Annotated in this window: 20 protein-coding genes; 11 read left to right on the forward strand and 9 right to left on the reverse strand. The window is 40.2% G+C overall.

The genetic code is table 11. The features are described from left to right. Positions 1 to 318 precede the first annotated feature (318 nt). From J8L71_RS05885 to J8L71_RS05910, 6 genes are all read left to right on the forward strand, one after another. Entirely contained in the window at positions 319 to 843 is a 525-nt protein-coding gene (locus J8L71_RS05885) for a sigma-70 family RNA polymerase sigma factor (RefSeq protein ID WP_210999714.1), read from the forward strand. Then, the gene (locus J8L71_RS05890) at positions 840 to 1,523 is read left to right on the forward strand and encodes an anti-sigma factor (RefSeq protein ID WP_210999715.1); all 684 of its coding nucleotides are present in this window, start codon (positions 840 to 842) and stop codon (positions 1,521 to 1,523) included. The genes J8L71_RS05885 and J8L71_RS05890 overlap by 4 nt, the downstream gene beginning before the upstream one ends. A 155-nt stretch (positions 1,524 to 1,678) precedes the next feature. Continuing rightward, positions 1,679 to 3,271, forward strand: coding sequence for a DUF4331 domain-containing protein (locus J8L71_RS05895; protein ID WP_210999716.1), 1,593 nt, complete (start codon positions 1,679 to 1,681; stop codon positions 3,269 to 3,271). A gap of 11 nt (positions 3,272 to 3,282) precedes the next feature. Further along, positions 3,283 to 3,792 carry an Ig-like domain-containing protein gene (locus tag J8L71_RS05900; protein WP_210999717.1) on the forward strand — a complete coding sequence of 170 codons (510 nt, stop codon included), beginning with the start codon at positions 3,283 to 3,285 and terminating at the stop codon, positions 3,790 to 3,792. Between the two features lie 45 nt (positions 3,793 to 3,837). After that, positions 3,838 to 4,863 carry a hypothetical protein gene (locus tag J8L71_RS05905; RefSeq protein WP_210999718.1) on the forward strand — a complete coding sequence of 342 codons (1,026 nt, stop codon included), beginning with the start codon at positions 3,838 to 3,840 and terminating at the stop codon, positions 4,861 to 4,863. Beyond that, positions 4,860 to 5,960: a HupE/UreJ family protein gene (locus tag J8L71_RS05910; RefSeq protein ID WP_210999719.1), complete on the forward strand. Its 1,101-nt coding sequence runs from the start codon at positions 4,860 to 4,862 to the stop codon at positions 5,958 to 5,960. Before J8L71_RS05905 ends, J8L71_RS05910 begins: the two co-directional genes overlap by 4 nt. Positions 5,961 to 6,020: 60 nt before the next feature. On the opposite strand, the gene J8L71_RS05915 is transcribed toward J8L71_RS05910, so the two are convergent. The 7 genes from J8L71_RS05915 to J8L71_RS05945 form a co-directional block, all read right to left on the reverse strand. Then, on the reverse strand, positions 6,021 to 6,644 hold the full coding sequence (locus J8L71_RS05915; protein WP_210999720.1) for a TetR/AcrR family transcriptional regulator: 624 nt from the start codon (positions 6,642 to 6,644) through the stop codon (positions 6,021 to 6,023). Between the two features lie 128 nt (positions 6,645 to 6,772). Continuing rightward, positions 6,773 to 8,191 (reverse strand): efflux transporter outer membrane subunit, encoded by a 1,419-nt coding sequence (locus J8L71_RS05920; protein WP_210999721.1) that lies wholly within the window; start codon positions 8,189 to 8,191, stop codon positions 6,773 to 6,775. Next, entirely contained in the window at positions 8,188 to 11,322 is a 3,135-nt protein-coding gene (locus J8L71_RS05925) for an efflux RND transporter permease subunit (RefSeq protein WP_210999722.1), read from the reverse strand. The genes J8L71_RS05920 and J8L71_RS05925 overlap by 4 nt, the downstream gene beginning before the upstream one ends. Positions 11,323 to 11,334: 12 nt before the next feature. Continuing rightward, positions 11,335 to 12,504, reverse strand: coding sequence for an efflux RND transporter periplasmic adaptor subunit (locus tag J8L71_RS05930; protein ID WP_210999723.1), 1,170 nt, complete (start codon positions 12,502 to 12,504; stop codon positions 11,335 to 11,337). A 283-nt stretch (positions 12,505 to 12,787) separates the two neighbouring features. Continuing rightward, complete coding sequence (locus tag J8L71_RS05935) at positions 12,788 to 14,095, reverse strand: hemolysin family protein (protein WP_210999724.1); 1,308 nt, start codon at positions 14,093 to 14,095, stop codon at positions 12,788 to 12,790. Between the two features lie 122 nt (positions 14,096 to 14,217). Then, complete coding sequence (locus tag J8L71_RS05940) at positions 14,218 to 14,919, reverse strand: transporter substrate-binding domain-containing protein (protein ID WP_210999725.1); 702 nt, start codon at positions 14,917 to 14,919, stop codon at positions 14,218 to 14,220. Between the two features lie 117 nt (positions 14,920 to 15,036). Then, a complete protein-coding gene (locus J8L71_RS05945) occupies positions 15,037 to 16,146 on the reverse strand; it encodes an arginase family protein (protein ID WP_210999726.1) in 1,110 nt (369 codons plus the stop codon). Positions 16,147 to 16,586: 440 nt separating this feature from the next. Between J8L71_RS05945 and udp the strand changes: the two genes are divergently transcribed. Beyond that, positions 16,587 to 17,342: a uridine phosphorylase gene (gene udp, locus J8L71_RS05950; protein ID WP_210999727.1), complete on the forward strand. Its 756-nt coding sequence runs from the start codon at positions 16,587 to 16,589 to the stop codon at positions 17,340 to 17,342. An 89-nt stretch (positions 17,343 to 17,431) separates the two neighbouring features. Here udp and cdd read toward each other — a convergent pair whose 3' ends face one another. Together cdd and ppc are read right to left on the reverse strand one after the other, a co-directional pair. Continuing rightward, positions 17,432 to 18,358 carry a cytidine deaminase gene (gene cdd, locus J8L71_RS05955; RefSeq protein WP_210999728.1) on the reverse strand — a complete coding sequence of 309 codons (927 nt, stop codon included), beginning with the start codon at positions 18,356 to 18,358 and terminating at the stop codon, positions 17,432 to 17,434. A gap of 146 nt (positions 18,359 to 18,504) precedes the next feature. Then, positions 18,505 to 21,150 (reverse strand): phosphoenolpyruvate carboxylase, encoded by a 2,646-nt coding sequence (ppc, locus tag J8L71_RS05960; protein ID WP_210999729.1) that lies wholly within the window; start codon positions 21,148 to 21,150, stop codon positions 18,505 to 18,507. A gap of 120 nt (positions 21,151 to 21,270) precedes the next feature. Here ppc and J8L71_RS05965 point away from each other — a divergent pair, with 120 nt between their 5' ends. The 4 genes from J8L71_RS05965 to J8L71_RS05980 all read left to right on the forward strand — a co-directional run bounded on the left by J8L71_RS05965 (position 21,271) and on the right by J8L71_RS05980 (position 24,303). Next, on the forward strand, positions 21,271 to 21,669 hold the full coding sequence (locus tag J8L71_RS05965) for a DUF393 domain-containing protein (protein WP_210999730.1): 399 nt from the start codon (positions 21,271 to 21,273) through the stop codon (positions 21,667 to 21,669). Then, positions 21,666 to 22,388: an SDR family NAD(P)-dependent oxidoreductase gene (locus tag J8L71_RS05970; RefSeq protein ID WP_210999731.1), complete on the forward strand. Its 723-nt coding sequence runs from the start codon at positions 21,666 to 21,668 to the stop codon at positions 22,386 to 22,388. Before J8L71_RS05965 ends, J8L71_RS05970 begins: the two co-directional genes overlap by 4 nt. 9 nt (positions 22,389 to 22,397) lie before the next feature. Continuing rightward, complete coding sequence (locus tag J8L71_RS05975; protein ID WP_210999732.1) at positions 22,398 to 23,009, forward strand: flavin reductase; 612 nt, start codon at positions 22,398 to 22,400, stop codon at positions 23,007 to 23,009. Positions 23,010 to 23,082: 73 nt separating this feature from the next. Next, positions 23,083 to 24,303: a Xaa-Pro peptidase family protein gene (locus tag J8L71_RS05980; RefSeq protein WP_210999733.1), complete on the forward strand. Its 1,221-nt coding sequence runs from the start codon at positions 23,083 to 23,085 to the stop codon at positions 24,301 to 24,303. The last annotated feature ends 100 nt before the right edge of the window (positions 24,304 to 24,403 follow it).

The following is a 24,403-nucleotide window of genomic DNA, read 5'->3' on the forward strand; positions in this document are numbered from 1 at the left end:
TATTCGTTTTTTTAAACGTTATTACCTGCTTGTTTGCAAATACCGCGCCAGTAAAAGCCACTCTAAGCCTGCCCTATAAAATCATAACATGCTGATTTATAAGTATATAAATAAAAATAAGTTATATTAAACAACTCGTTGATGCACTTTTTACACAGTTATGGATAAATTATTCTCAAATGTTAACAACTTAATTTTGACTGGTTAATGCTTGTACTCACGTATAAAGGAGCTAATCTATAAAGCAATAATAATTTTTTGCATCCAATTCCCACCTTCAATCGTTAACTCACTGATAAAAAGAAAAACAGGAACCCTATGGACAACGACGAATTACTTCCTCTTTTGTGCGCAACAGCACAGGGAGACAAAAATGCGTTTTCGAGCTTATATCAGCAAACCAGCGGCAAACTTTTTGCGATTAGTTTAAATATGCTAACCAATAGAGCCCACGCAGAAGAAGCATTACAAGATGCGTTTATTAAAATTTGGCATAATGCATCAGAATATAATGCCTCAAAAGGCACGGTGATAAGCTGGATGATTAGTATAGTAAGGTATCGTAGTCTCGACTCGCTGCGCTATCACAAAGTACGTAAAGAGCAGTCGTTAGGCGACGATGAATACGATTGCCAAAGCATTGATATAAATTACGACGAAGAAACAAAACTAGTTAATTGTATAGAGCAACTTGAGCCGCAACAAAAGCAGGCTATTCATTTAGCCTATTACAAAGGGCTGAGCCATAGCGAATTAGTGGATCATATAGAAACACCGCTAGGCACAGTTAAAAGTTGGATTAGGCGCGGGCTGTTACAGCTCCAAAGGTGTTTAACATTATGAACTACAACAAACCAGAGTTACTCGACTCCCTAGCCGGACAATATGTGCTTGGTACATTGACTGGGTTAGCACGTAAACGTTTTCAACGTTTAATGCTCACGTCTAGTAAAGCGCGTGAAGCCACCAGCATGTGGGAGCAAAATTTAAATAATTTAGCCAGTGCTATCACGCCGCAAATACCCAACGATGAAGTATGGGTGCAAATAATGCAGCGTATTGAAAATAAGCCTCAGCCTAGTAAAACAGTAGTGCATACTAAGCCTTCAATTTGGCGCACGTGGTCCTTTGTGGCTACTGCTGCATGTATTATTTTAGCCTTTTTAGTTATACAACCCACTACCAGCATTAAACAAACTCAGCAAGTTGCCTTGGTACAAAACCAAGATAAACAGTCGCTTTGGTTTATTGATGTAAATGAGCAAGGCCTTTCTATAAAAGCAAGTAGCCAATTATCGGCTCAAACAAACAAAGATTACGAGCTGTGGATGATCTTAAAAGGCCAAGATACGCCAATATCTTTAGGTTTACTCCCAAAACAAGGTGATAAACTCTTGATGAAAGATGAACGCTTTAAAGCTTCCGATATCGCTCTACTAGCAGTAAGTTTGGAGCCATTAGGTGGTTCACCAAACGGTTTACCAACCGAGGTGCTATACACCACTGAGCTAATACTTCTTTAATTTTTTAATCTTCAGCTGGTTGCTTTTACATAGCAACCAGCTCGTCTCACAATATATAATTAACAAAAAATAAAAATAAATTAACTTTTTTGCATCCAATTTCAACTCTGCTCCGTTATTACTTATGACTTCAATCAAAACTATAGGACAAAGTCATGAAAGCTTTAACTCCATCAATACTCGCAGTAGTAGTATGCAGTACATTTGTAAGTGCACCAAGTGAAGCATCTAGCCACAGAGAAGCGCCAAATATAAGCCGTTTCCCGACTTTAGATTCAACTGATTTTTATGTATTTAACAGTTACGAGCAAGGCCGTGGCGATTACGTCACATTGATTGCTAATTATATTCCGCTTCAAGATGCTTACGGCGGCCCAAACTATTTTGCCATGGACCCTGACGCAACTTACAGCATTCATATCGACAACGATGGTGATGCTGTTGAAGATATTACATTTGCGTTTAACTTTAAAAGCATGCTCCCTAATGATAACCAAGGTGTGCAATTAACTGTTGGCCCAGAAGGTAATCAGCGTACTGTATCAGTTCCCCTTAAAAATGTAGGCGGTGTAGCAGCTGGTGATGATAGCGCAGCTAACTTTAGTGAATCGTACACTATGAGTATGATTAGCGGAGCACAGCGTACAGGTGAGACAACTGTATTAAATAACACCACTTCAAACTCTAGCACCTTCTCTAAGCCTTTAGATTATGTGGGTGATAAGACGTTTGGCTCAATGAGCGATTACCAAGCTTACGCAGATCAGTTTGTTTATCAGGTATCTATTCCTAATTGTGATTCAATGGCACAGGTTTTTGTTGGGCAACGTAAAGACCCATTTGTAGTTAATTTAGGTAAAACATTCGATTTAGTTAACTATGTACCAGTAGAAGGTGATAGTGCGCCAGGTGCCGGAGATGGCGGTGGTTTCCCAGGTGGTATTACACAATCGGCAGATAACGACGACCTAGCTGATAAAAACGTAACATCAATTGCAATTGAAGTACCTAAAAGTTGTATTACTGGCGAAGGTAATGATGTTATAGGTTCATGGACAACGGCCAGCTTACCGCAAGCACGTATATTGAACCCGAACGCTAAATTTGCAAATAATGCGGTTAATGGCGGCGCTTTAACGCAAGTTTCACGCCTAGGTAACCCGCTCGTTAATGAACTTGTAATTGGTATAAAAGATAAAGACACATTTTCAAGTGCTCAACCGCAAGATGATGCCCAGTTTTTAGATTATGTATCTCACCCTTCTTTACCTGAACTATTAAATATTTTATTTAAAGATGCAGTAAATACAACGCTTGGTGCAAATCTTGAAACCCTAGCCCCTACTAACTTTCCGCGTACTGATTTAATCACCGCATTTTTAACTGGTTTTGCAGGTGTTAACCAACAAGCCACAGTCACCCCTTCAGAAATGTTACGTCTAAATACAGCTATTGCAGCAACGCCGCAAGCTGATCAATCAGCTTTTGGTGTCGCCGGTGATGATTTAGCTGGCTTCCCAAATGGACGTCGACCTGGTGATGATGTGGTAGATATTGCACTTCGCGTTGTAATGGGCCGCTTATGTCATCCTATTCCTGTAAACGGTGAAGAAACGAACCTTGGTCTTTGTGCACCAGAAGATGCTAATACAGGAACAGTTCCATTTACTGATGGCGCTCCTGTTGATGCAACTATGATGGACGCAACATTCCCATACCTTGCAACGCCCCTTGCAGGCTCTAAATAAGGAGTTTACTCATGCGTAATTTAAAAACTACCCATGTATGTTTACTACTTAGCGCCCTAACACTTGGAGCGTGTAGTAGCGATGATGATAACAAACAACCTACACCGGTTGTAAATGCAGCGCCTACAGCAAGTGAAGCAATGCTCAGTACACAAACAGAAGTAACGATTACCGATATGCTCAGTGCCAATGATAATGATGGCGACTCGCTCACCTACTCGTTAATAAGTGAGCCAACACTTGGCGTAGTAATAGTAAACAGTGATGGTAATTTTACTTACACACCCAATAAAGAAGCGACTGGCTCAGATAGTTTTGTGTTCGGCGTAAGTGATGGTGTTAATGCTCAAGTGACGGCTACGGTCAGCGTTACAATCGATGCGCTAGAGGTTGATTTTGCTCAATTTGCAACTGATGCATTTAATCAAACCCCCAATGCAGAGCCACTATCTGTAAATGGCAGAGTGTTTACCAACACTGATACCGACGTTGATGGACTTATTTCAACAAACGGTAATTAGTAATTAAGCTGATGGCTATGGATGGCTTTTTTCAAAGGATATAAAATGCATTTTTCAGTATTTAAACCCATAGTATTTATAGCTTTTAGCATAACCTCTTTAGGGCTAAATGCTGCACCTTATACGCCAAAAGAAGACGCAGTAATTGCAACAAGCAACTCGGCTCTTAGCGCATCTCTTACCCTTGAAGAAATAAACGAACTAGTTACTAACAGCCAATATGCAGGCCAAACCGAGCGCTTACAAGGTTTACTAAAAACGCGTTTAGCACAATTATATAAGCAAACCCCCACACCTAAAATTGGTTATTTGTATGCAAGAGTGCTGCAAAAAGAGCACCTTTTTGAGCAAGCGATTGCTGTAGCGAATGAGGTTTTAATTACCGAACCTAACCATAGCAACAGTCATTTATTATTAGCTAATATATACATGGTTCAGGGGCAGTTTTTAAAAGCAAAGCAACATTGCATTGCTTTAATTTCTCATGTGAGCACCATTACAGCTAGCACCTGTGTGTTAGACGTACAAAGTCAGCATCAAGATTTATTAAAAAGTTATCAAGCATTAGTCAAAATAATTAACAATAAACCCATCAGCCTTGCTACAAAACATGTTTTGAGCGAAATGAGCTATCGTCTTGGTAATTACAAACAAGCCCTCTCACACTTGCAAAGTGTTGATTTGGTAAACGCCCCAGTAAGTCTTATTGTTTTATGGGCTGATATTCACCTAGCCCTTGCTCAACATACCGATGTTTTAAATACATTGAGTGCATTACTCCCTGACAAAAATAATTTAGAAGATGCTATTTTACTCAGGCTCGCCATTGCAGAAAAAAAATTAAATAAAACAGGTAAAAAATGGCAAAATCTAATGGCGCAAAGAGTTACACTACGTGAGCTTCGCAAAGATTCTTTTCATGCGAGTGATTTAGCTAAATATTACCTAGATGTACAACCTAATCGCGAAAAAGCACTTTACTGGGCTCATATTAATTGGCAACAGGCTAAAATGAGCGCCGATGAGCAATTACTCATTCAAGCCCAAGCGATGCAAAGAGACACACTATGAAAACGCCTTATCTATTTATAATAACTTTAATGCTATGCATTTTTTCAACTAACAGCTTTGCTCATCAGTTAAGCACTAGTTATATCACCTTAAATAACAACACCCACTCCAGCCAATACATGGGTAATTGGCAAATTAATATTACTGATTTAGAGCATGAAGTTGCACTTGATTTAGACAAAAATGGGCAAATTTCGTGGACCGAAATAAAAGCCAAACGCGGCTCAATTACGCGCTTTGTTAACGATAATCTAAAGGTTACACAAAATGATCAGTTGTGCCTTTTAAAAAGTAAAGGGATGCTCCAGCTCGATAACCATTTCAATCAACCTTATTTGGTCATCCCGCTTTTATTTAGTTGTGATAGCGCCTCCCCCATTACACTTACTTATTCAGCCTTTTTTAACACTGATGCAAACCATAAATCTATTGTAAATATTAATGACGTATCACGTGTATTTAGCACTGACGATGCTAAGCAAACCTTTAGCTTTGAACAATCAAGTTACCTTAGTACGTTTAACCAATACGTGTATCAAGGTGTTTTGCATATTTGGATTGGCATTGATCATATTTTATTTTTAATCGCTTTATTACTTACCTGTGTATTAACTCGTAGCAATAAAGCATGGCAAGGGATCGACTCTAAAAAACAAATAATTAAACACACAGCTTGGATAGTTACAGCATTTACTCTTGCGCATTCGATTACACTTACCGCCACAGCTATGAACTTAGTCTCGCCAAATAGTCGCTGGGTAGAGCTTGGTATTGCTTTATCAGTACTTTTTGCAGCACTAAATAATGTGTGGCCACTTGTACTTCGTTTAGGTTGGCTAACATTTGCTTTTGGTTTATTACACGGTATGGGGTTCGCAAGCGTTTTAGGTGAGCTTGGGCTTTCTAGCGACTATCAGTTACTGAGTATTTTGGCATTTAATTTAGGTGTTGAAATAGGCCAACTAAGTATATTACTTATTGCCTTGCCAGTATTAATCTATGTTAGAAACTACACTTGGTATAAGAAATGGGTAATGCCTATGGGCTCAGTTGCTATCGCAATCATTGCGCTGCAATGGTCAATAGAACGTTTTTAAGGTATTAATCAAAGTAAGCTAGCCAATACTGGCTAGCTTATTTTTATGAGAAAAATGCGGCTATGCTTTATCAAATGGCATTAATAATGTTTTCATCGCTGGGCGTAATGCAATTAAAACCGTTTCTTCAGTTAGCTCTGGGTATAAAACTTTTCGCAGTAATAAACCCGCCATCATCGAAAAAATAACGTTAATCCGGCTTTCAAGCTCCTGCTCTTCAATGTTTTTTAGTGTGCTTCGCTCACTGGTTAAAAGTTGCCTCATGCGTCCACGTGCTTGAATATCCATGTCTCGTAGCAATGAAGCCACTTTAGCGTTGCGGCCTGCTTCAGCCATCATATCTAAGTCAACTACACATGCACCTGTGTCCATATGTCTTTGCACGCCGATATTTAAGCCATCAATAAGCGCTTGAAGTACATCGCCTGGATGGTCTTCAAATTTTTGAAAGATAGAAAACATCTCTTCCATGTCTTTTTCAATTATGCTTTCAATAATCGCTTCTTTACTTTCAAAGTAGTTATAAATATGGCCTGCACTCATACCCGCAGTTTTAGATATTTCAGCCATGCCTGCACCGTGGTAGCCTTTACGGCGAAAACACTCTGCAGCAGCCGTTAATATTTGCTCCCGCCTAGCGTTAGCAATTGCAGGATCGGTTTGCCTTTTTGATTTAGGCTTCATGTTCAACTCCATTACCAAGTTATTAACTTAGTAAAGCGAGCACTATTAAATAGCCTCGCCAAATAAAATGTTACGCGTGTTTTAAGCCGCGAAGACGTGTTAATTTATATAACCAACACGTCTGTATATTATTGCTCTTCCTGAGTTGTTTCATTGGCAGTGTTCCATCCACCACCTAGCGCTTTGTACAAGTTAATTTGGCTCGCAAGATATGCTTGCTGTCCACTAATCAACTGCTGCTGCGCACCGTACCAAGTTCGCTGAGCATCAAGTACTTGTAAGTAACTGTCGGCACCTTTTTCATAGCGCATTTTGGATAAGTCATATGTTGTTTGACGGCTACTTATAAGCATATCAAGCGCTTTTAATTGCTCTTGATAACCTTCTCTATCAGCAAGCGCGTCGGCTACTTCGCGAAACGCATTTTGAATTTTTTGCTGATACGTAGCCACTGCAATTTCTTGATCGGCTCTGGCCACATCTAAATTTGCTTGGTTACGATTCATATTAAAAATAGGTAAGCTAATTGACGGTACAAAGCTCCACGTACCCGAACCCGAATCAAACAAACCACTTAAGTCACTTGAAGCCGAGCCAGCATTAGCAGTCAAACTAATACTTGGGTAAAACGCTGCTTTTGCAATTCCAATATTAGCGTTAGCTGCAAGTAGTAGATGCTCAGCCGCTTTTATATCAGGGCGCTGGGAAAGTAAGTCAGACGGTAACCCTACAGGTACCTCAGGCATACTAATCAGATTTGTTAAATCTTTAGTTGGTAGTAAATCTGCTGACACAGGCTTACCAACTAACAAATCAAGCGCGCTTTTATCACGCTTAAGCAAACGTTTGTAGGTTGCAATGTCTACTTTTGCTGTAGCAACGGTGCTTTTAAGTTGCTCAAGTGTAATTGAAGACGTTGCCCCTAAATCAAAGCTTTTTTGCGTAAGTGAAAGTGACTCTTGCTGCGAAGTTAGTGTTTCTTTTGCAAGTTCTAGCAACTGTAAATCTGTTGCGTAGTTAAGCCATGCATTAGCTAGCTCTGAAATTAACGATACCTGCGTGCTGTATTGGCTAAGCTCTGTAGAGTATAAGTTTTGCAGTGCTTGTGCTGACTGGTTACGTACTTTTCCCCAAATATCAAGCTCATATGAGGTAATACCAACGGTTGCACTGTACTGCGAACTAATCGCCGCCTCACCTGTGCTTGATAAGTCCCCAGGTAAACGCTGGCGTGTACCAGAGGCATTTAAATCAAGTGATGGATATAATGCTGAGTCTTCAATTTGATAAAGCCCACGTACTCGCTGCACGTTAAGCACTGCTATTTGCAGGTCTTTATTATGCTCAAGACTTTGGGTAATTAATGTTTGTAATTTGTCGTCATTAAAAAACTGCTGCCAATTTAATTGCTCAGCTGAAGCCTGCCCAGTACCTGATGCAAATGCATCAGGTACTGGTAAAGCTAAATCTTTTTGTTCAGGCGCTAATTGGCAACCACTTAATACAAGTAATGTAATTGCACTTAGGCTAAAGGATTTGATGCTCATTGTGCACTCTCCTTAACAGTATCATTCTTTTTGCCAGGGAACACTTTACGCACCAACACAAAGAATAACGGTACAAATACCACCACTAGAATTGACGAAGCGAGTGTGCCACCAATGATAGAAATACCCAATGCGTTTTGTGCGCCCGACCCTGCGCTTGATGCAATGGCTAGCGGTAAAACACCACAAATAAACGCTAAAGAAGTCATTAATATTGGACGTAAACGCAAGCGCACAGCTGCAATAGCGGCATCCACTAAGCCCAAGCCTTCATCCATTTTATGAATCGCAAATTCAACAATAAGTATCGCATTTTTAGAGGCGAGCCCTATGGTTGTTAGCAAGCCTACCTGCAAGTAAATATCGTTTGATAAGCCGCCTCCAAGCGCTGCCATAATTGCACCAAATATACCCAAAGGCACAATCATCATTACTGCAAATGGTACAGACCAGCTTTCATAAAGTGCTGCTAAACATAAAAATACAAACAATAACGACAAGCCATATAACAATGGTGCCTGGCCACTACTTGAGCGCTCTTGGAATGAAATACCGGTCCACTCAGAAGCAATGCCATTTGGAAGCTGTTTAACTAAACGCTCAATTTCATCCATTGCTTGGCCTGTACTGTAACCTGGTGCAGCACTACCTTGAATTTCCATTGCTGAAAAACCATTGTAACGCTCAAGTCGAGGCGAGCCATAGGTCCAAAATGAACTAGCAAATGCTGAAAACGGCACCATGTCGCCATTATCATTACGTACATACCACTTGTTTAAATCCTCAGGTACCATGCGCGAATCGGCATCACCTTGTAGGTATACTTTTTTAACACGCCCGCGATCAATAAAGTCATTTACATAGCTACTACCCCACGCGGTGGCAAGCGTACTGTTAATATCAGATTGCGATAAACCAAGTGCTTCTGCTTTTGCTAAATCAATATCAAGTTGTAGCTCTGGCATATCTTCTTGACCATTAGGACGCACGCCAGCGAGTATTGGGCTTTGCGCAGCCATTCCTAATAACTGATTTCGTGCAGCTAGCAGTGCATCGTGCCCTAATCCTACGCGGTCTTGTAAAAATACGTTAAAGCCGTTGGCTGTACCTAGCTCTACAATTGCCGGTGGTGGGAAAGCAAATACAAATGCCTCTTTAATTGTTGAAAAATAACCCATTGCTTTACCTGCAACTGCTTGCACAGATAAACCATCACCTTGGCGTTCATCCCAGTGCTTAAAGTTAACAAAGGCAATTGCTGAGTTTTGACCAGAACCTGCAAAACTAAAACCGGTTACTGTAAAAATACCGTTTACTGCATCCGATTGGTCATTCAAAAAGTGATTTTCTACCTTTTTAACAACTTCAAGTGTTTCTTGTGTTGTAGAGCCAGCGGGTAATGAAACCTGGTTAAACAAAATACCTTGGTCTTCATCAGGTAAAAATGCTGTTGGCAAGCTTGAGAACACATAAACCATACCGCCTACAATTACACCGTAAATAAGCAAGTAGCGCTTAGATGAATGGATCATACGACTTACAAAGCTTTGAGCACCCGAGTTTGTTTTATCAAAACCACGGTTAAATCCTGTAAAAAACTTACCAAATAAAGAGTCGTTATTATGAACGTGGCTTGGTTTTAAAAGCGTTGCACATAAAGCAGGCGTTAAAATTAGCGCAACCAGTACCGATAAGCCCATAGCAGATACAAGCGTAATCGAAAACTGACGATAAATAATACCCGTTGAGCCACTAAAAAAGGCCATAGGTATAAATACCGCAGAAAGCACCATGGCAATACCTACCAGCGCGCCTTTAATCTCATCCATTGATTTACGTGTTGCTTCAAGCGCAGAGAGTTTTTCTTCACTCATTACACGTTCAACGTTTTCTACTACAACAATCGCATCATCAACCAACAAGCCTATGGCCAGTACCATTGCAAACATAGTTAATGTATTTATTGAGTAACCAAAAGTATACAAAATCGCAAATGTACCCAGTAGTACTACAGGTACCGCAATAGTTGGGATAAGCGTTGCGCGAAAGTTTTGTAAAAATAAGTACATTACAACAAATACCAACACAATCGCTTCAATGAGGGTATGTACTACTTTTTCAATTGATAGCGATACAAACGGTGTGGTGTCGTAAGGTACAACGACATCTAACCCTTCAGGGAAGTAGGGTTTTAACTCTTCAATGGCTGCTTTTACACCGTCAGCTGTATCAAGTGCGTTAGCGCCACTGGCAAGTTTAATACCTAAACCCGATGCTGGTTGGCCATCGTAACGTGCAACCACGCGGTAGCTTTCACCGCCAAGTTCAACACGCGCTACATCTTCAAGGCGTACAAAAGAACCGTCTGCATTTGTTTTTACTAAAATTTGTTCAAACTGCTCAGCAGTTTGTAGACGACTTTGCGCTGTAACGGTCGCGTTTAACTGCTGCCCTTCAATTGCGGGCATGCCGCCTAATTGGCCGGCAGACACTTGCGCATTTTGCGCACTAATTGACGCGCTAATATCAGCGGTTGTTAGCTTGTAGTTTTGAAGTTTGGCAGGGTCTAACCATACACGCATAGCGTATTGAGAGCCAAACAACTGTACCTCACCAACCCCTTCAACACGCGACACAATGTCTTGTACGTTTGACGAAACATAATCACCAATATCAATATTGGTCATGCTGCCATCTTTTGATACAAAACCTAAAACCATCAAAAAGTTACGTGCAGATTTAGCAACAGTAACACCTTGTCTTTGCACTTCTTCAGGTAAAAGAGGCGTGGCGGTTGCTAATTTATTTTGCACTTGTACCTGTGCAATATCAGGATCTGTTTCGGCACTAAATGAAAGTGTAAGCGTTGCTGAACCACTCGATTCAGACGTAGATGACATGTAAAGCAAGCCATCAAGCCCTTTCATTTTTTGCTCTATTACCTGCGTAACCGTATCCTCAAGCGTACGTGCAGATGCGCCTGGGTACGTTGCTGTAATACTAATTGCTGGCGGTGCAATTGACGGATACTGAGCAATTGGCAAACTTTGAATCGCCAAAATACCCGCTAGCATCACTACTATTGCCAGTACCCATGCAAAAATGGGTCTGTCGATAAAAAATCGTGACATTAAAACTCTCCGTTATTGCGCGTTGTTGGCACTAGTAGACGATTGCACTTCAGAAGCCGTGACTTGTGCTCCTGGACGAATTTTTTGTAAGCCTTCTACAATTAATTTATCGCCATCGCTTAAACCATCACTTACAAGCCAATTAGAGCCAATGGTTCTATCCACTTTTAATACGCGACTTTCTACTTTATTGTCTTTGCCTACCACCATAGCTGTTGGCTCGCCCTTATTATTTCGGCTTACACCACGCTGAGGAACTAAAATAGCATTGGCTTTAACACCCTCAACAATAGAGGCACGTGCATACATACCCGGTAATAATAATTTTTCAGGGTTAGGGAATTTAGCACGCAATGTTACAGAGCCCGTACTAGGGTCAACCGTCACCTCAGAGAACTGCAACGTGCCTTTGTGAGAATATGCAGAGCCATCTTCCATTGTTAATTCAACATCAGTTTGGCTTTGAGCATCAATTCCTAAACTGCCCGAAGCAAGTGCTTTTTTAAGCTGAGTAAGCTCGTTACTTGACTGGGTTAAATCAATATAAATTGGGTCTAATTGAGTCACTGTTGCAAGTGCAGTGCTTTGATTAGCACTAACTAATGCACCTACGGTAACGCTTGATTTACTAATTTGGCCACTAATAGGAGAAGATACATGGCTGTAATCAAGGTTAATTTGCGCTGACTTTAACTGTGCTTTGGCCGTTAATAACTCAGCATTTGCTTGTTTTGAAGCTGCATCAGCTTCGTCAAAATCTTGTTGACTCACGGCTTTAATTTTTAAAAGCTCTTTATAGCGTGACGCTTTTGATTTAGAGCTTGCGATACTTGCCTCAGCACGGGCAACAGCCGCTTTACTTGCGGCTAAGTCTGCTTCAAAAGTAGCAGGGTCAATTTGATACAAAGCTTGGCCTTTTTTGACCTGTGTACCTTCTTCAAATAAACGAGACTGCACAATACCACTTACTTGCGGGCGAATTTCAGCAATTTGAAATGCGCTAATACGACCAGGAAGTTCTTTTTTGAGAGTAAGCGCTTGGCTTTTTAATGTAATTACACCCACTGGAACAGCTTGAGGCGCTGAAGCTTGTGACTGATCAGCCGCTTTGTCACAACCAGTTAAAGCAACAGAACCAACGAGGGCTGACAATACAAATAAAGCGATGCGGGAACGCTGCATGTTAAATACCTTTTAGTTTAGAGTGAACGATCATTCTAAATTAAAATTGTCTGATAATGAATCTAAATTGAGAGAATTTTACACAAACTTACACTGATGAGGGCAATATACGTAATAGGTCGTATTTGATGTTAACGCAATGAAAACCGAAAGCCCTAAGTATGAAAATTAAACGTTCTAATATGTTGGCAGGGCTTTATATTTAAGGGACACCTTTTTATCACAACAATAAAAAAGCCAAGCTTTTTAAGCTTGGCATATGTAACTTTAGCTATATATAAAATTAAGATAGAGGAGTGTGAGTAATTGGCTCTGATATAACTCTTGATACTAATAACTGTTCTACTCTAATTCCCTCTACATCAACCACTTCAAATTTAAAACCTGAAAAAGTTAAATGCTCAGCCCGCTTAGGAATACGCTTCATGTTATAAATTAAAAAGCCTGCCACTGTTTCATAATGCATCTGCTGCGGAAACTCTTCTATATTAAGCACCTTTGCTAAATCGGTAATAGGAGTTAAACCGTCCACCAGCCAAGAGTTTGTATCACGCTGAATAATTAATTCATCTCCCTGATGCGTGATCAAATCACCCATAAACCCTTTCATTAAATCTTTTACAGTCACAATACCTACTAAAAGTGCGTATTCGTTTACAACAATAGCAAACGGTTTGGCTGCACTTTTAAACGCGTTTAGGGCTTCAGATAAGCTCAATGTCTCTGGTAGGTAAAATACATCAGACTCAAGAAGCTCCTGATTTATATTTGCTGCCTCACCTTTTAATACTTGCCGTAGTATATCTTTTGATTCTATCGAGCCAAGTAACTTATCTAAATTACCCGACACCACTAAAAAATGATTATGCGGATGATCTATAATTTTTGTGGCTATATCGTGGCTACTTTCATTTAAATCAAAATAAACAATTTGGTCGCGCGGAGTCATTACACTTGATAAAAAACGAGCCTCTAAATCAAAAACGTTACCTATTAGCTCGTACTCTTGTTGCTGCAAGCTGCCATACTCTGCGCCTGCATCCATCATCGCGACTATATCTTCGGTGGTTACTATGTCCTCTCGCTCAGCGGGTACTTTAAATAAGCGCAGTACAAGGTTAGTTACACTATTAAAAAACATTACCAATGGAGTAAGCGCAAACGTAACCCAGCGCATAATACTTACCACCCTTACCGCAACAGCTTCGGGCAGAATCATCGCTAAACGCTTTGGCATTAAATCGGCAAACAAAATAAAAAGTGAGGTAATAGTAAAAAATGAGAATAAAAAGCTAATTTTTTCTACGTGTGCGCCCTGATAAAAAATTACGAGTACACTTTGCACATAAGGCGATAGGGCTTGCTCCCCCACTATTCCGCCTAAAATGGCAATCGCATTTAATGCGATTTGGATCATGGCAAAAAAGGCTCCAGGGTTTTCTTGCAGCTTAAGTACTGCCGCCGCCTTTATATTGCCTTCATCAGCCATGACACGCAGTTTTATTTTTCGCGACGCCGCAATTGCAATTTCTGACATAGCAAACAACGCACTGATCAAGATCAACAAACTAATCCCGATTAAATCACCCATTTAACGCTCCAAAAAGTTAGCGCTTTTTCAATAAAAAGCAGCTGATTATAGTCGGTTTTTTAATCGCAGCAATTTATATTTAAGCGTACTTTAAATAATTATCTAAGCTATTGAATTAAAAGCTAGTAACTATTTTTTGTAGCGTTAAATGCGGCCGAAAGTTTATCTTGTAGGCTTTGCTCCATATTTTTATTACAGGCAAAATAAAGTGAGGACTGTTTGGTATTAAGGGTTAAAACTGGTTCAAGTAATTTTAATTTAGGCTCTCGCTTTGCACGAAAGTTAAACTGCTTGTTGCTTAAAATGACAAAATCGAGAATATTGTGTCGGGTACTTATTAATTTATCTATTTTGTCTAGGCTATCAATAATAAGTAAATTTTTAGTTTCGCTAAAACCACGATCTAATAAATAATGATGGCTAAAATTGTCACGTAGTACTGCGGTTTTATACTTTTTAGCGTCGTTGAGTGTGTTTAAACGAATATTACGAGATTTAAGTGCATAGATAGCAGAGTCAAAGTTCTCTAACTCCGCAACCCAGCTAAATTTATCAGCTCTATTTGGCAATTTAACGATAGAAAAAATACACGTATTTTCATCTCGAAGCACCGCGTTATAAGACACAGCCCAACTATTAGCAGACATACTGTATTGAATATCAGTACTAGCAAGTGCTTTTCTTACTTTATCTACTGAACGGCCAGCGAGCTGACCATTTGAGTCAATGTACTGAAAATCAGGAAAAACTTCAGTCACAATAGAAATTTCAGCTGCGTTAACCCTAATACATATAAAACACAGTACGAGTAAAAACAACTTCATGCAGCTACACCTTTAACTAAAAATTGATACTAACAACTATAGCTGAGGGTAAAAGAACTGCTAGTTTTAATCTAACCCTATGCGCTGATAGGGCTAGGATTTTTACGTATCAATCTGCTACTTGTTCATCGCATTAATTAAAAATGCTGAAATTTTAGCCCCTTCGCGCAATGTTGTTTCTGAGCTTGATTGCCCCACTAATGAGCTATCGGTAAACGGCGCGATTTCCATCATGTCTGCGCCAGTAATAGGAAACTCGTCGGCTATAGCCGATAAAATATCAAGTGCGTGTTGCGGGGTTAAACCATTCTCTTCTGGCGTGCCTGTGGCTGATGCAAACTCAGCATCAAGTGCATCTATATCAAAGCTTACGTAAACTTCGTCTACGTTATCTGCTTTTAGCTGCGCAATTGCATCGGCAGCAACGGCTTTTGCACCGCGCTCTATAATTTCAGCCGCCCAATGCTGCTTTACACCAAACGTGCTTTCCCAATGCGTTTTTGGTTTACCGCTTGAACGAATACCAAATTGAATTAAATGATGTGGCGCCGGTAAAAACTCTAAAATATGTGTACACCACGAACCAAAGCATAAATCTATACCTAAACGTTCTACTAACAAATCTGTGTGCGCATCAAAATGGATAATAGCAGTACGTTTGCCTTGCTCACGCTTTGCTTTTAAATAGGCTTTAGTGAGTGGGTAGCTAATTGAATGATCGCCACCAATACCAAAGATACCTTTATCTTTAAACGTCGCGTAAAAACTATCACACACGTCTTCAGTAATAGATAGCGGGCTTACGTAGTAATCGTTGTTTTCGTCGCCATATAGCGCTTTTTGACAATTAGAAATTGTAGCATCGTTTAAATATTTATCATGAAGCAGATGAGGAATAACACGCACATCACCTAAATCAAATGAGTGACACTGTGGTTGTTGATCTATAAGTGCTGAACGCACAAACAGTGGTCCCCAGTTTGCACCACGCAAAATACCACCACCGCAATCTGAGCTAATGCCTAGCGTAACCGCTTTATGTGGCGAGTTTGGCAATTCATTTAAAGAGTCGCGCCAAAGTGAATCTACATTCTCGGTTTGCCCATAAAGCTTATTACGAAGTGCGGCCTTGCGCTCTTTTGCGGTATTTACAGTAAATACACCATCGCCAGGAGAGCACAGGCAGTGCTCAACTTTGTTTTTAAATGCTTGAAATTGTGTGCTCATAATAAACCTCTGTAATTTATTACTGTAAAAAGCTGAATTATTTTGATTAGTTATGCAAAAAGATAAAAAATACCTAAACTTTAATTTAATTTTAATAAACCATTTTTATCGTTTTACAGACGCAGTGAAAAGGTACTAATCAAAGTTTAAATAAATCACTAATCAATTGAATTTAAATAATTTTAATTCATATTTTTGTCAGTAAACATTAGTGTGTTGTTGCTCTTGCCCGATACATATAGTGTCTGCATGGGCAAGTCAACAACGCCTTTTTATTTACAGGCTAAGCTGTTGATTGAATATTCAAATCAGATGAATAAATCGTTGTATCTTAATATTTTTAAAAGGGATTAGCGCAAAACGGACAAACGTCCTGTACTTGGTAAACGTTTATGGCAATGATGCTAGATTGACAACAAATTTTTATAAAAGGCTTAGTTATGGAAAAGGTATTTCACTTAGGATTATGCATTGACGATTTAAAAGGTGCAAAGCTTGCTATTGTACCTGGTGATCCAGATCGTGCAGCACGTATTTCTCAATTCCTAGACAACCCAACCTGCCTAGCTCAGACTCGTGAATTTCATGTTTATTTAGGCCAACTAAATGGACACTCTGTTGTAATTTGTTCAACTGGTATTGGTGGCCCATCTACATCAATCGCTGTAGAAGAATTAGCGCAACTTGGCGTGCGTAAATTTTTACGTATCGGTACGACGGGCGCTATTCAGCCACACATTAATGAAGGCGAAATTTTAATTAGCCAAGCATCTGTACGTTTAGATGGTGCAAGCCAACATTTCGCCCCACTCAGCTACCCTGCGGTATCTGACTTTTACGCAACACAAGCTATGGTTCAAGCGTGTAAAAACCTAGATATTGACTTTCATATTGGTATTACCGCATCAAGCGATACGTTCTACCCAGGGCAAGAGCGTTACGATACGCATTCTGGTTATGTACCAAAGTCATTACAAGGTAGCTGTGAAGAGTGGCAAAACCTAGGCGTGATGAACTACGAAATGGAGTCGGCTACATTATTTACCATGTGTGCAGCTCTTGGCTTACAAGCAGCGTGTGTTGCAGGCGTACTGGTTAACCGTACTCGCCAAGAAATCCCAAATGTAGACCACGGTGAAATTGAAAGAAAATCAGTAGCAGTCGTATTAGAAGCTGCAAAAGTGCTATTAGGTTAAACCCTTTTCAGCACTTTAATTAAACGTATAAAGCACAGCAATTGCTGTGCTTTATTGTTTTTGACAGGTTATTTTAACCAGAGTTCAGGTTATCTTAGCTCTGCGCTAATCACTTCTATTTCAGGTAGGTTGTCAAAGCTTGCAAGTACGGCACGTGCCACCCCACCTTGGTTTTCATGGCCTTGAGTTTCTAAAAGGGTGATTGATTTGACCGTATTACCATTAAAGCTAAGCCCCGCTAAAAACAACTGGCTGAGCGCACTTTGCAGTGGCGAAAGGCTTGGGCTATAGGCTGCATTTTCTGCGTAACTACCGTAATAATCACCATCATCAAAGGTGCTAATCTTTACCGCACTAAAATTTTGGCTATAGGGTACGTATGCACTAAGTGCCATTGCTGCTAATTTTTCATCAATCTCAGAATTGGCAAACGCTTGTTGATGAGGCTTTGGATTAAACAAACTAAATTCGTTGCCTAAGTCGGTAGGCCCAAATGAATGTGGTAATAAGTCGGCCAGTTTAAAGTGTTGCTTTGGCAATAAAATATCAAACTCTTTAGCGTCGGCCAATTCATTCATAAACTGCCTGCAGTAACCACATGGCGCATCACTAATGGCTATTTTAACTATTTTTTTAGCGCCATTTAACCAAGCATTATTAATCGCCGACTGCTCTGCATGCACAACTAAGCTAAGTGCTTGATGATCAAACTCGACATTGGCACCAAAGTAAAAATTTATCTCTGCGTGCTCATCAAGTGCTTTAACAATAGCCCCCACATGAAAGTGCGAAACAGGTGCCACCGAAAACTCAGACGCCAAAGGCACTAAACCTTGTAGTAACGCATCATCAGATACATTAAATTGTGAACATAATTGTTTAATATTATTAGAGTTTAAAATGCCGCGTTGGTTTTTTAACTGACCGCGTAAAGCTTGAGTTTGCGCTACGCTTAAAGAGATGTGTGTGTTAGTAAGTGCTGTGTCTTGTTGCACAGAAAAAGTTGATGAAGCCATAACATTTTTTAATTATTCAATGGCTAAGTAGTTTAAAAGGTTAAGGTCCAAATTGCTAGACAAAAAAAGGGAACACAGCGTGTTCCCTTTTAAAATACCGATTACATTAAATTAGTGATTTATTATCACGATAATAAAATCACGTATTAACCAGTATTACGCATACCTGCCGCAATACCTGTCATGGTGATCATTAATGCATTATCAATGTCACCTTCGCTGCCTTTTTCGCTTGAACGCGCACGTCTTAATAATTCAACTTGCAATACGTTAAGCGGATCGGTGTACGGATTACGAAGTCCTATGGACTCTTTTATCCATGGTTGATCGGCTAGTAAGCTATTTTGAGGGCTAAGAGACTGTACAAGGCTAATTGCCTCTTCAAGCTCTTTACGCAAAGATACACCTAATGGTTTGTAAATGTCTTCTACTAGGGCATTATCGTAATGCTCACTTAACCAGCTGTCGGCTTTACTAAATACCATTTCTAGCATTTCTAGGCGTGCTCTGAAAAACGGCCATTGCAGGCTCATTTCATGAAGTGTTTCTAGGCCATACTTATCAAGCGCTGCTTTTAAGCCTGTTAACGCACCTAGCCATGCAGGTAGCATCAGACGGTTTTGACTCCATGCAAAAATCCAAGGAATAGCACGTAAGCTTTCAACGCCGCCATTTGGATTACGTTTAGCAGGACGTGAGCCTAATGGTAATTTAGACAGCTCAAGCTCTGGAGTGGCCATTCTAAAGTAAGGTACAAAGTTTTCATCGTGACGAACTACATTACGGTAGTGCTCACATGACTCCTCACTTATTAACTTCATTACTTCACGCCACTGCGGTTTTGGCTCCGGCGGTGGTAATAAATTGCTTTGCAATACTGCACCAGCGTATATATTTAAGCTTTGTAGTGCTACATCGGGTAAACCAAACTTAAAGCGGATCATCTCGCCTTGCTCAGTTACACGTAGCCCACCTTTTAAAGAACCCGGTGGTTGTGAGTGCAGTGCTTGTGCAGCGGGCGCTCCACCGCGACCTACTGTACCGCCACGGCCGTGGAATAAAACAAGCTCAATACCACGATCATCGGCAAGCTGTACAAGTTTGTCCATTGCTTCGTACTGCGCCCAACCTGCAGCCATCATGCCGGCATCTTTAGCAGAATCTGAATAACCAATCATTACATTTTGGGTATTTTTAATATGCCCGCGGTACCACACGTTATCAAGCAAGGTAGTAATTACATCGCTACCCGCATTTAAATCGTCAAGTGTTTCAAACAATGGTGCAACGGGTAAATCGAACTGACAGCCGCTTTCTTTAAGAAGTAGTTGTACAGCTAAAATATCAGAAGCGGTTCGCGCCATTGAAATAATGTATAAGCCAAATGTTTTTTCATCTTGCTTTGCAATTACATCAAAGGTGTCGAGCACTTCTTGTACGTCTGGGCTTGGTTGCCAATTTTTAGGGATTAGCGGGCGACGAGAATTAAGCTCAGTAAGCAAAAATGCTTGCTTGTCTTGCTCTTGCCATTGGTTGTAATCACCTAAGCCTAAATGACGTGTTAACTCAGAGAATACATCACTGTGACGGTCTGAGTCTTGGCGCACATCAAGTTTAGCCAAACGCAGGCCAAAGCTGTTAATACGGTGCAGTAAATCAAGTAGTAAGCCATCAGCAACTACTTTCATATTGCATTTTAATAGCGAGCGGTAACATACTTCTATTGGGTGTTTAATTTGATTAATATCAGTAATTAAGTCTTGTGAATCACTGCGCTTGTTTTTAATTTTAGCGCCCAAGTGAGAGACTGTTTCAGCAACTTGGTTTTTCAGCTTTTTAATTACAGCACGGTACGGTTCAAACTCTTGCCCTGCTAGTTCAATAAGCTCATCGCTTGCATCAGACATAGACAGTTCAGCGCACAATGTTTTTAAGTCTTGAATGTATAAATTAAGTGCCATCCAACGGCCATGGTCAAGCACTTGTGTGGTCACTTGCGCGGTCACAAACGGGTTACCGTCGCGGTCGCCACCCATCCAAGAGGTAAACTCAATAGGGCTATAATCAATAGGCAGCTCTAAGCTTAAATGCTCTTTTACTTGATCTGAAAATTCACGCAAAAAACGCGGCACAGCATGCCACAAGCTATTTTCAATAACTGCATAGCCCCATTTAGCTTCATCAATTGGCGTAGGGCGTGAACGACGAATATCGTCTGTGTGCCATGCTTGGCTAATAAGCTGCGCAATACGATTTAAAATAGCGGTGCGTTCTTGCTCTAAATTATCTTTTCGCTCAAGCGACGCTAAACATTCACTTAATTCAACTTGTTTGTTGATCATTGTTCGGCGCGTCACCTCAGTTGGGTGAGCAGTTAATACTAAATTTATGTGGAGTTTTGAGAGTGTTTCGGCCAGATGATTACTGTCTAATTGGCCTTCTTTTGCTTTTGCAGTTAACGTTTTTAATGTTTGAGTGAGAGGGTTTAGTTGGCAAAAGCCAACATCATTAAAACGCGACACAGTATGGAACTGCTCTGCTACATTAGCTAAATTTAAAAAATGATTAAATGAACGGGCAACCGGTAAAAGCTCTTCATCACTAAGCGCATGCAGTACCTCAATTAGCGCTTGTCTGTCGTCTTCATTACCACTGCGAGATGACTTTGATAAAGCGCGAATTTCTTCTACTTTATCTAAAATCGCTTGGCCTTGGGCGTCCTTAATTGTTTGTCCTAATAACTGCCCTAGTAAATTAACATTTCCTCGCAAGGCGGCATATTGTTCACTCATTTCTCAGTCTCCTTTGTTTCGTGGAGTGCTATTAATATCATTATGAGCGCATATTTAATAGATCCATTTGCAATGGTATGTCGTAAAAAAGTATATGAAAAATAAACGTTAAGCTATTTTATGATCATTTTTTACGATGGTAATTGCCCATTATGTAGCACCGAAATGACTAAACTTAAACAGGCTGATACCGCTAACAACATCAAACTTGAAGACCTAAATGCGCCCGATTTTAATGAGCGTTATTCATATGTTGATAAAGATAAAGCAATGACTCATTTACAAGCACAAACAAATTCTGGTGAAATGATATATGGCCTTGATGTTACTTACCAAGCATGGAAAACGGTTGGCAAATATACATGGTTGAAAATTTTTCGCTTGCCAGTAATTCGTTTTTTCGCAGACTGCGGATATTTATTCTTTGCAAGGTACAGGCACTCGCTTAGCCGTTTATTAATGCCTAATACTCAGTGCACTAACGGCCAATGCCGTATTAAATCGAAAGGTGCTAAATGAACACGATTGTTTTATTTGGCGCAAGCAGCGCCATAGCAAATGCATATATAGAGCATCTACAAATAAACACGCCTACTCACCAAGTCGTTTGTATTAGTTCAAAAAGTATTGAATTTGAGGGAAGCATTGTTCATTTTCAAACCGATTACACAACACAAAGCTTGGCGCGCGTAACTGCTTATTTAAAAGAGCAAAACGCTAATATACAACAAGTTGTTATATTTAACGGTACACTGCATAACAAAACCCACATGCCTGAAAAAAAACTTGAAGATATAGATGCTGAGTATTTCAACCAACTTCTAAACTCAAACACGCTAACCCCCCTGCTTTGCCTGCAAAGTATTTTGCCACTTTTAACACATAAAACGCAGTGCACTATCACTGCGCTTAGTGCGCGTGTAGGCAGCATTAACGACAACAAATTAGGCGGTTGGTATACGTATCGCGCCTCTAAATCAGCACTTAACATGCTATTTAAAACAGCAGCAGTTGAGCTTGCACGTCGCGCTAAAAATACTAAGCTCGTTTTATTTCACCCGGGAACTACCGATACAGCGCTTTCAAAGCCATTTCAAAAAAATGTACCCGCAGGAAAACTTTTTACAGCTGAATTTGTAGCAAAACAACTTTTTACACTTACGTTTAATAACCCCCATTTAGAACTCAATGGTGAACCGGCCTACTTAGATTGGCAAGGGGACACCATACCGTGGTAAGGACCTTTAATGCATTTTACTAAAGAGCGCATAAACGCACTTGAAAAACACACCCGTACTCATTTAATTAACTCGCTTTCGGGTTTTAAAAGCGCCAACTTAATTGGCACGCAAGATAAACAAGGCAACACTAATCTTGCCATTGTTAGTTCGGTCATTCATTTAGGCGCTCACCCACCGCTAGTAGGCATGATAATGCGCCCAAATAGTGTGCCGCGCCATACATTTGAAAACATTATCGACACCGGTAGTTACACTATTAACCAAGTTAATAAAGCTATTTATAAACAAGCGCACCAGACATCGGCTCGATATGATAAAGGCGAATCGGAATTTGATGCGACCGGTTTAACGCCAGAATACCTAAATGAATTCACAGCCCCATTTGTGCAAGAGTCGCGATTAAAATATGCGGTAAATTACGTTGAGCACCAACACTTAGCTGTAAATGGTACAGAGCTTGTTATAGGTGAAATTACAGATGTGTACTTAGACGAGATAGCACTTCAAAGTGATGGTTTTTTAGATTTACAAGCTATTGATACTGTGGCTGTAACCGGGCTTGATAGTTATCATACGAGTAATAAATTAATGCGCCTGCCTTATGCAAAAAAACCTTAGCGTGCATGTTGTCGCATTATATTGAATTACCTTTTCACATTGCGCACAATGCCTAAAAACCAAGGAGATATTTATGGCCACACTAGGCGTTGGTACGCAAACAAGTGAACAAGCACTAGCAAGTTTAAGTAATATGACTTGCAAGGTAACACCCACACAAGTAGATGAATATTTACAGCGTATTGCTAAAGCTCAAGCTTATATGCAAGCAAATAATATTGATGCTATTTATTTAAACGCAGGGTCAAACCTCACCTATTTTACAGGCATGAAATGGTACGCCAGTGAGCGTATGGTTGGGGCTATTTTACCTGCTATAGGCGACGTACAATACATTGCCCCTTATTTTGAAATAGGCACACTAAACGGTTTTAAAGTGATTGAAGGTCCTATTCATGGGTGGCAAGAGCACGAAAACCCTTATGCACTCTTTGTTAGCGTATTAAAGCAACTAAACATTAATGACAATGCCACCATAGGCATTGATGAAAGTGCGCAGTTTTTTATATTTGATGGTATTAACAAAGCGCAAAAAGGCTTAAATATAATCAATGCACAAAGCGTTACTGCACATTGTAGAATGCATAAATCGGTAAACGAATTATCGCTTATGCAATGCGCAATGGACATGACCTTAGCTGTACACCAAGCAACCGCCAGTATGCTTTATGAAGGTATTACCACCACAGAAGTGGAAGCCTTTATTAAAAAAGCACATCAAAAAGTAGGTGCTCCAGGTAACTATTTTTGTATTGTTTTATTTGGTGTTGCAACGTCTTTTCCGCACGGTGTTAAAGACCCTCAAGTACTTAAAAAAGGCGATATGGTACTAATTGATACCGGCTGTAAAGTACACGATTACCTATCAGACATAACCCGCACCTATGTATTTGGCGAGCCAACAATGCGCCAACGCATGTTTTGGGACCACGAAAAAGCAGCGCAACTCGCCGCGTTTAATGCTGCAAAAATTGGTGCAACGTGTGAAGAGGTTGATGCAGGCGCTCGTCAATATTTAGCGGCTCAAGGACTGGGGCCACAGTATCAAACACCCGGCTGCCCGCATCGTACGGGCCATGGAATTGGCTTAGATATTCACGAGTGGCCTTATTTAGTCGGTGGAGACAAAACCCCACTTGCACCTGGCATGTGTTTTAGTAACGAGCCAATGCTAGTTATACCCAATGAGTTTGGCGTACGTTTAGAGGATCACTTTTATATGACCGACAACGGACCGCATTGGTTTACACAGCCAAGTTATAGTATTGACGACCCGTTTGGGCTAAACGCTTAAACCCTTAAATAAAGAGCAGCCATTAGCTGCTCTTTTTAGTTTAAGGATTGATAATACATACTTCATCCCAATATCCCTTTTATACCAAAGCAATCCGCAA

The sequence above is a fragment of the Pseudoalteromonas sp. MMG007 genome, assembly GCF_018100985.1.
Taxonomy (GTDB): domain Bacteria; phylum Pseudomonadota; class Gammaproteobacteria; order Enterobacterales; family Alteromonadaceae; genus Pseudoalteromonas.

What these genes read in the sequence shown, in the direction of transcription:
- udp (WP_210999727.1), top strand. Translation starts at nt 16,587, where the DNA reads ATGGAAAAGGTATTTCACTTAGGATTATGCATTGACGATTTAAAAGGT.
- J8L71_RS05945 (WP_210999726.1), bottom strand. Translation starts at nt 16,146, where the DNA reads ATGAGCACACAATTTCAAGCATTTAAAAACAAAGTTGAGCACTGCCTG.
- J8L71_RS05920 (WP_210999721.1), bottom strand. Translation starts at nt 8,191, where the DNA reads ATGAGCATCAAATCCTTTAGCCTAAGTGCAATTACATTACTTGTATTA.
- J8L71_RS05980 (WP_210999733.1), top strand. Translation starts at nt 23,083, where the DNA reads ATGGCCACACTAGGCGTTGGTACGCAAACAAGTGAACAAGCACTAGCA.
- J8L71_RS05935 (WP_210999724.1), bottom strand. Translation starts at nt 14,095, where the DNA reads ATGGGTGATTTAATCGGGATTAGTTTGTTGATCTTGATCAGTGCGTTG.
- J8L71_RS05930 (WP_210999723.1), bottom strand. Translation starts at nt 12,504, where the DNA reads ATGCAGCGTTCCCGCATCGCTTTATTTGTATTGTCAGCCCTCGTTGGT.
- J8L71_RS05885 (WP_210999714.1), top strand. Translation starts at nt 319, where the DNA reads ATGGACAACGACGAATTACTTCCTCTTTTGTGCGCAACAGCACAGGGA.
- J8L71_RS05910 (WP_210999719.1), top strand. Translation starts at nt 4,860, where the DNA reads ATGAAAACGCCTTATCTATTTATAATAACTTTAATGCTATGCATTTTT.
- J8L71_RS05965 (WP_210999730.1), top strand. Translation starts at nt 21,271, where the DNA reads ATGATCATTTTTTACGATGGTAATTGCCCATTATGTAGCACCGAAATG.
- cdd (WP_210999728.1), bottom strand. Translation starts at nt 18,358, where the DNA reads ATGGCTTCATCAACTTTTTCTGTGCAACAAGACACAGCACTTACTAAC.
- J8L71_RS05890 (WP_210999715.1), top strand. Translation starts at nt 840, where the DNA reads ATGAACTACAACAAACCAGAGTTACTCGACTCCCTAGCCGGACAATAT.
- J8L71_RS05975 (WP_210999732.1), top strand. Translation starts at nt 22,398, where the DNA reads ATGCATTTTACTAAAGAGCGCATAAACGCACTTGAAAAACACACCCGT.
- J8L71_RS05970 (WP_210999731.1), top strand. Translation starts at nt 21,666, where the DNA reads ATGAACACGATTGTTTTATTTGGCGCAAGCAGCGCCATAGCAAATGCA.
- J8L71_RS05925 (WP_210999722.1), bottom strand. Translation starts at nt 11,322, where the DNA reads ATGTCACGATTTTTTATCGACAGACCCATTTTTGCATGGGTACTGGCA.
- ppc (WP_210999729.1), bottom strand. Translation starts at nt 21,150, where the DNA reads ATGAGTGAACAATATGCCGCCTTGCGAGGAAATGTTAATTTACTAGGG.
- J8L71_RS05940 (WP_210999725.1), bottom strand. Translation starts at nt 14,919, where the DNA reads ATGAAGTTGTTTTTACTCGTACTGTGTTTTATATGTATTAGGGTTAAC.
- J8L71_RS05905 (WP_210999718.1), top strand. Translation starts at nt 3,838, where the DNA reads ATGCATTTTTCAGTATTTAAACCCATAGTATTTATAGCTTTTAGCATA.
- J8L71_RS05900 (WP_210999717.1), top strand. Translation starts at nt 3,283, where the DNA reads ATGCGTAATTTAAAAACTACCCATGTATGTTTACTACTTAGCGCCCTA.
- J8L71_RS05915 (WP_210999720.1), bottom strand. Translation starts at nt 6,644, where the DNA reads ATGAAGCCTAAATCAAAAAGGCAAACCGATCCTGCAATTGCTAACGCT.
- J8L71_RS05895 (WP_210999716.1), top strand. Translation starts at nt 1,679, where the DNA reads ATGAAAGCTTTAACTCCATCAATACTCGCAGTAGTAGTATGCAGTACA.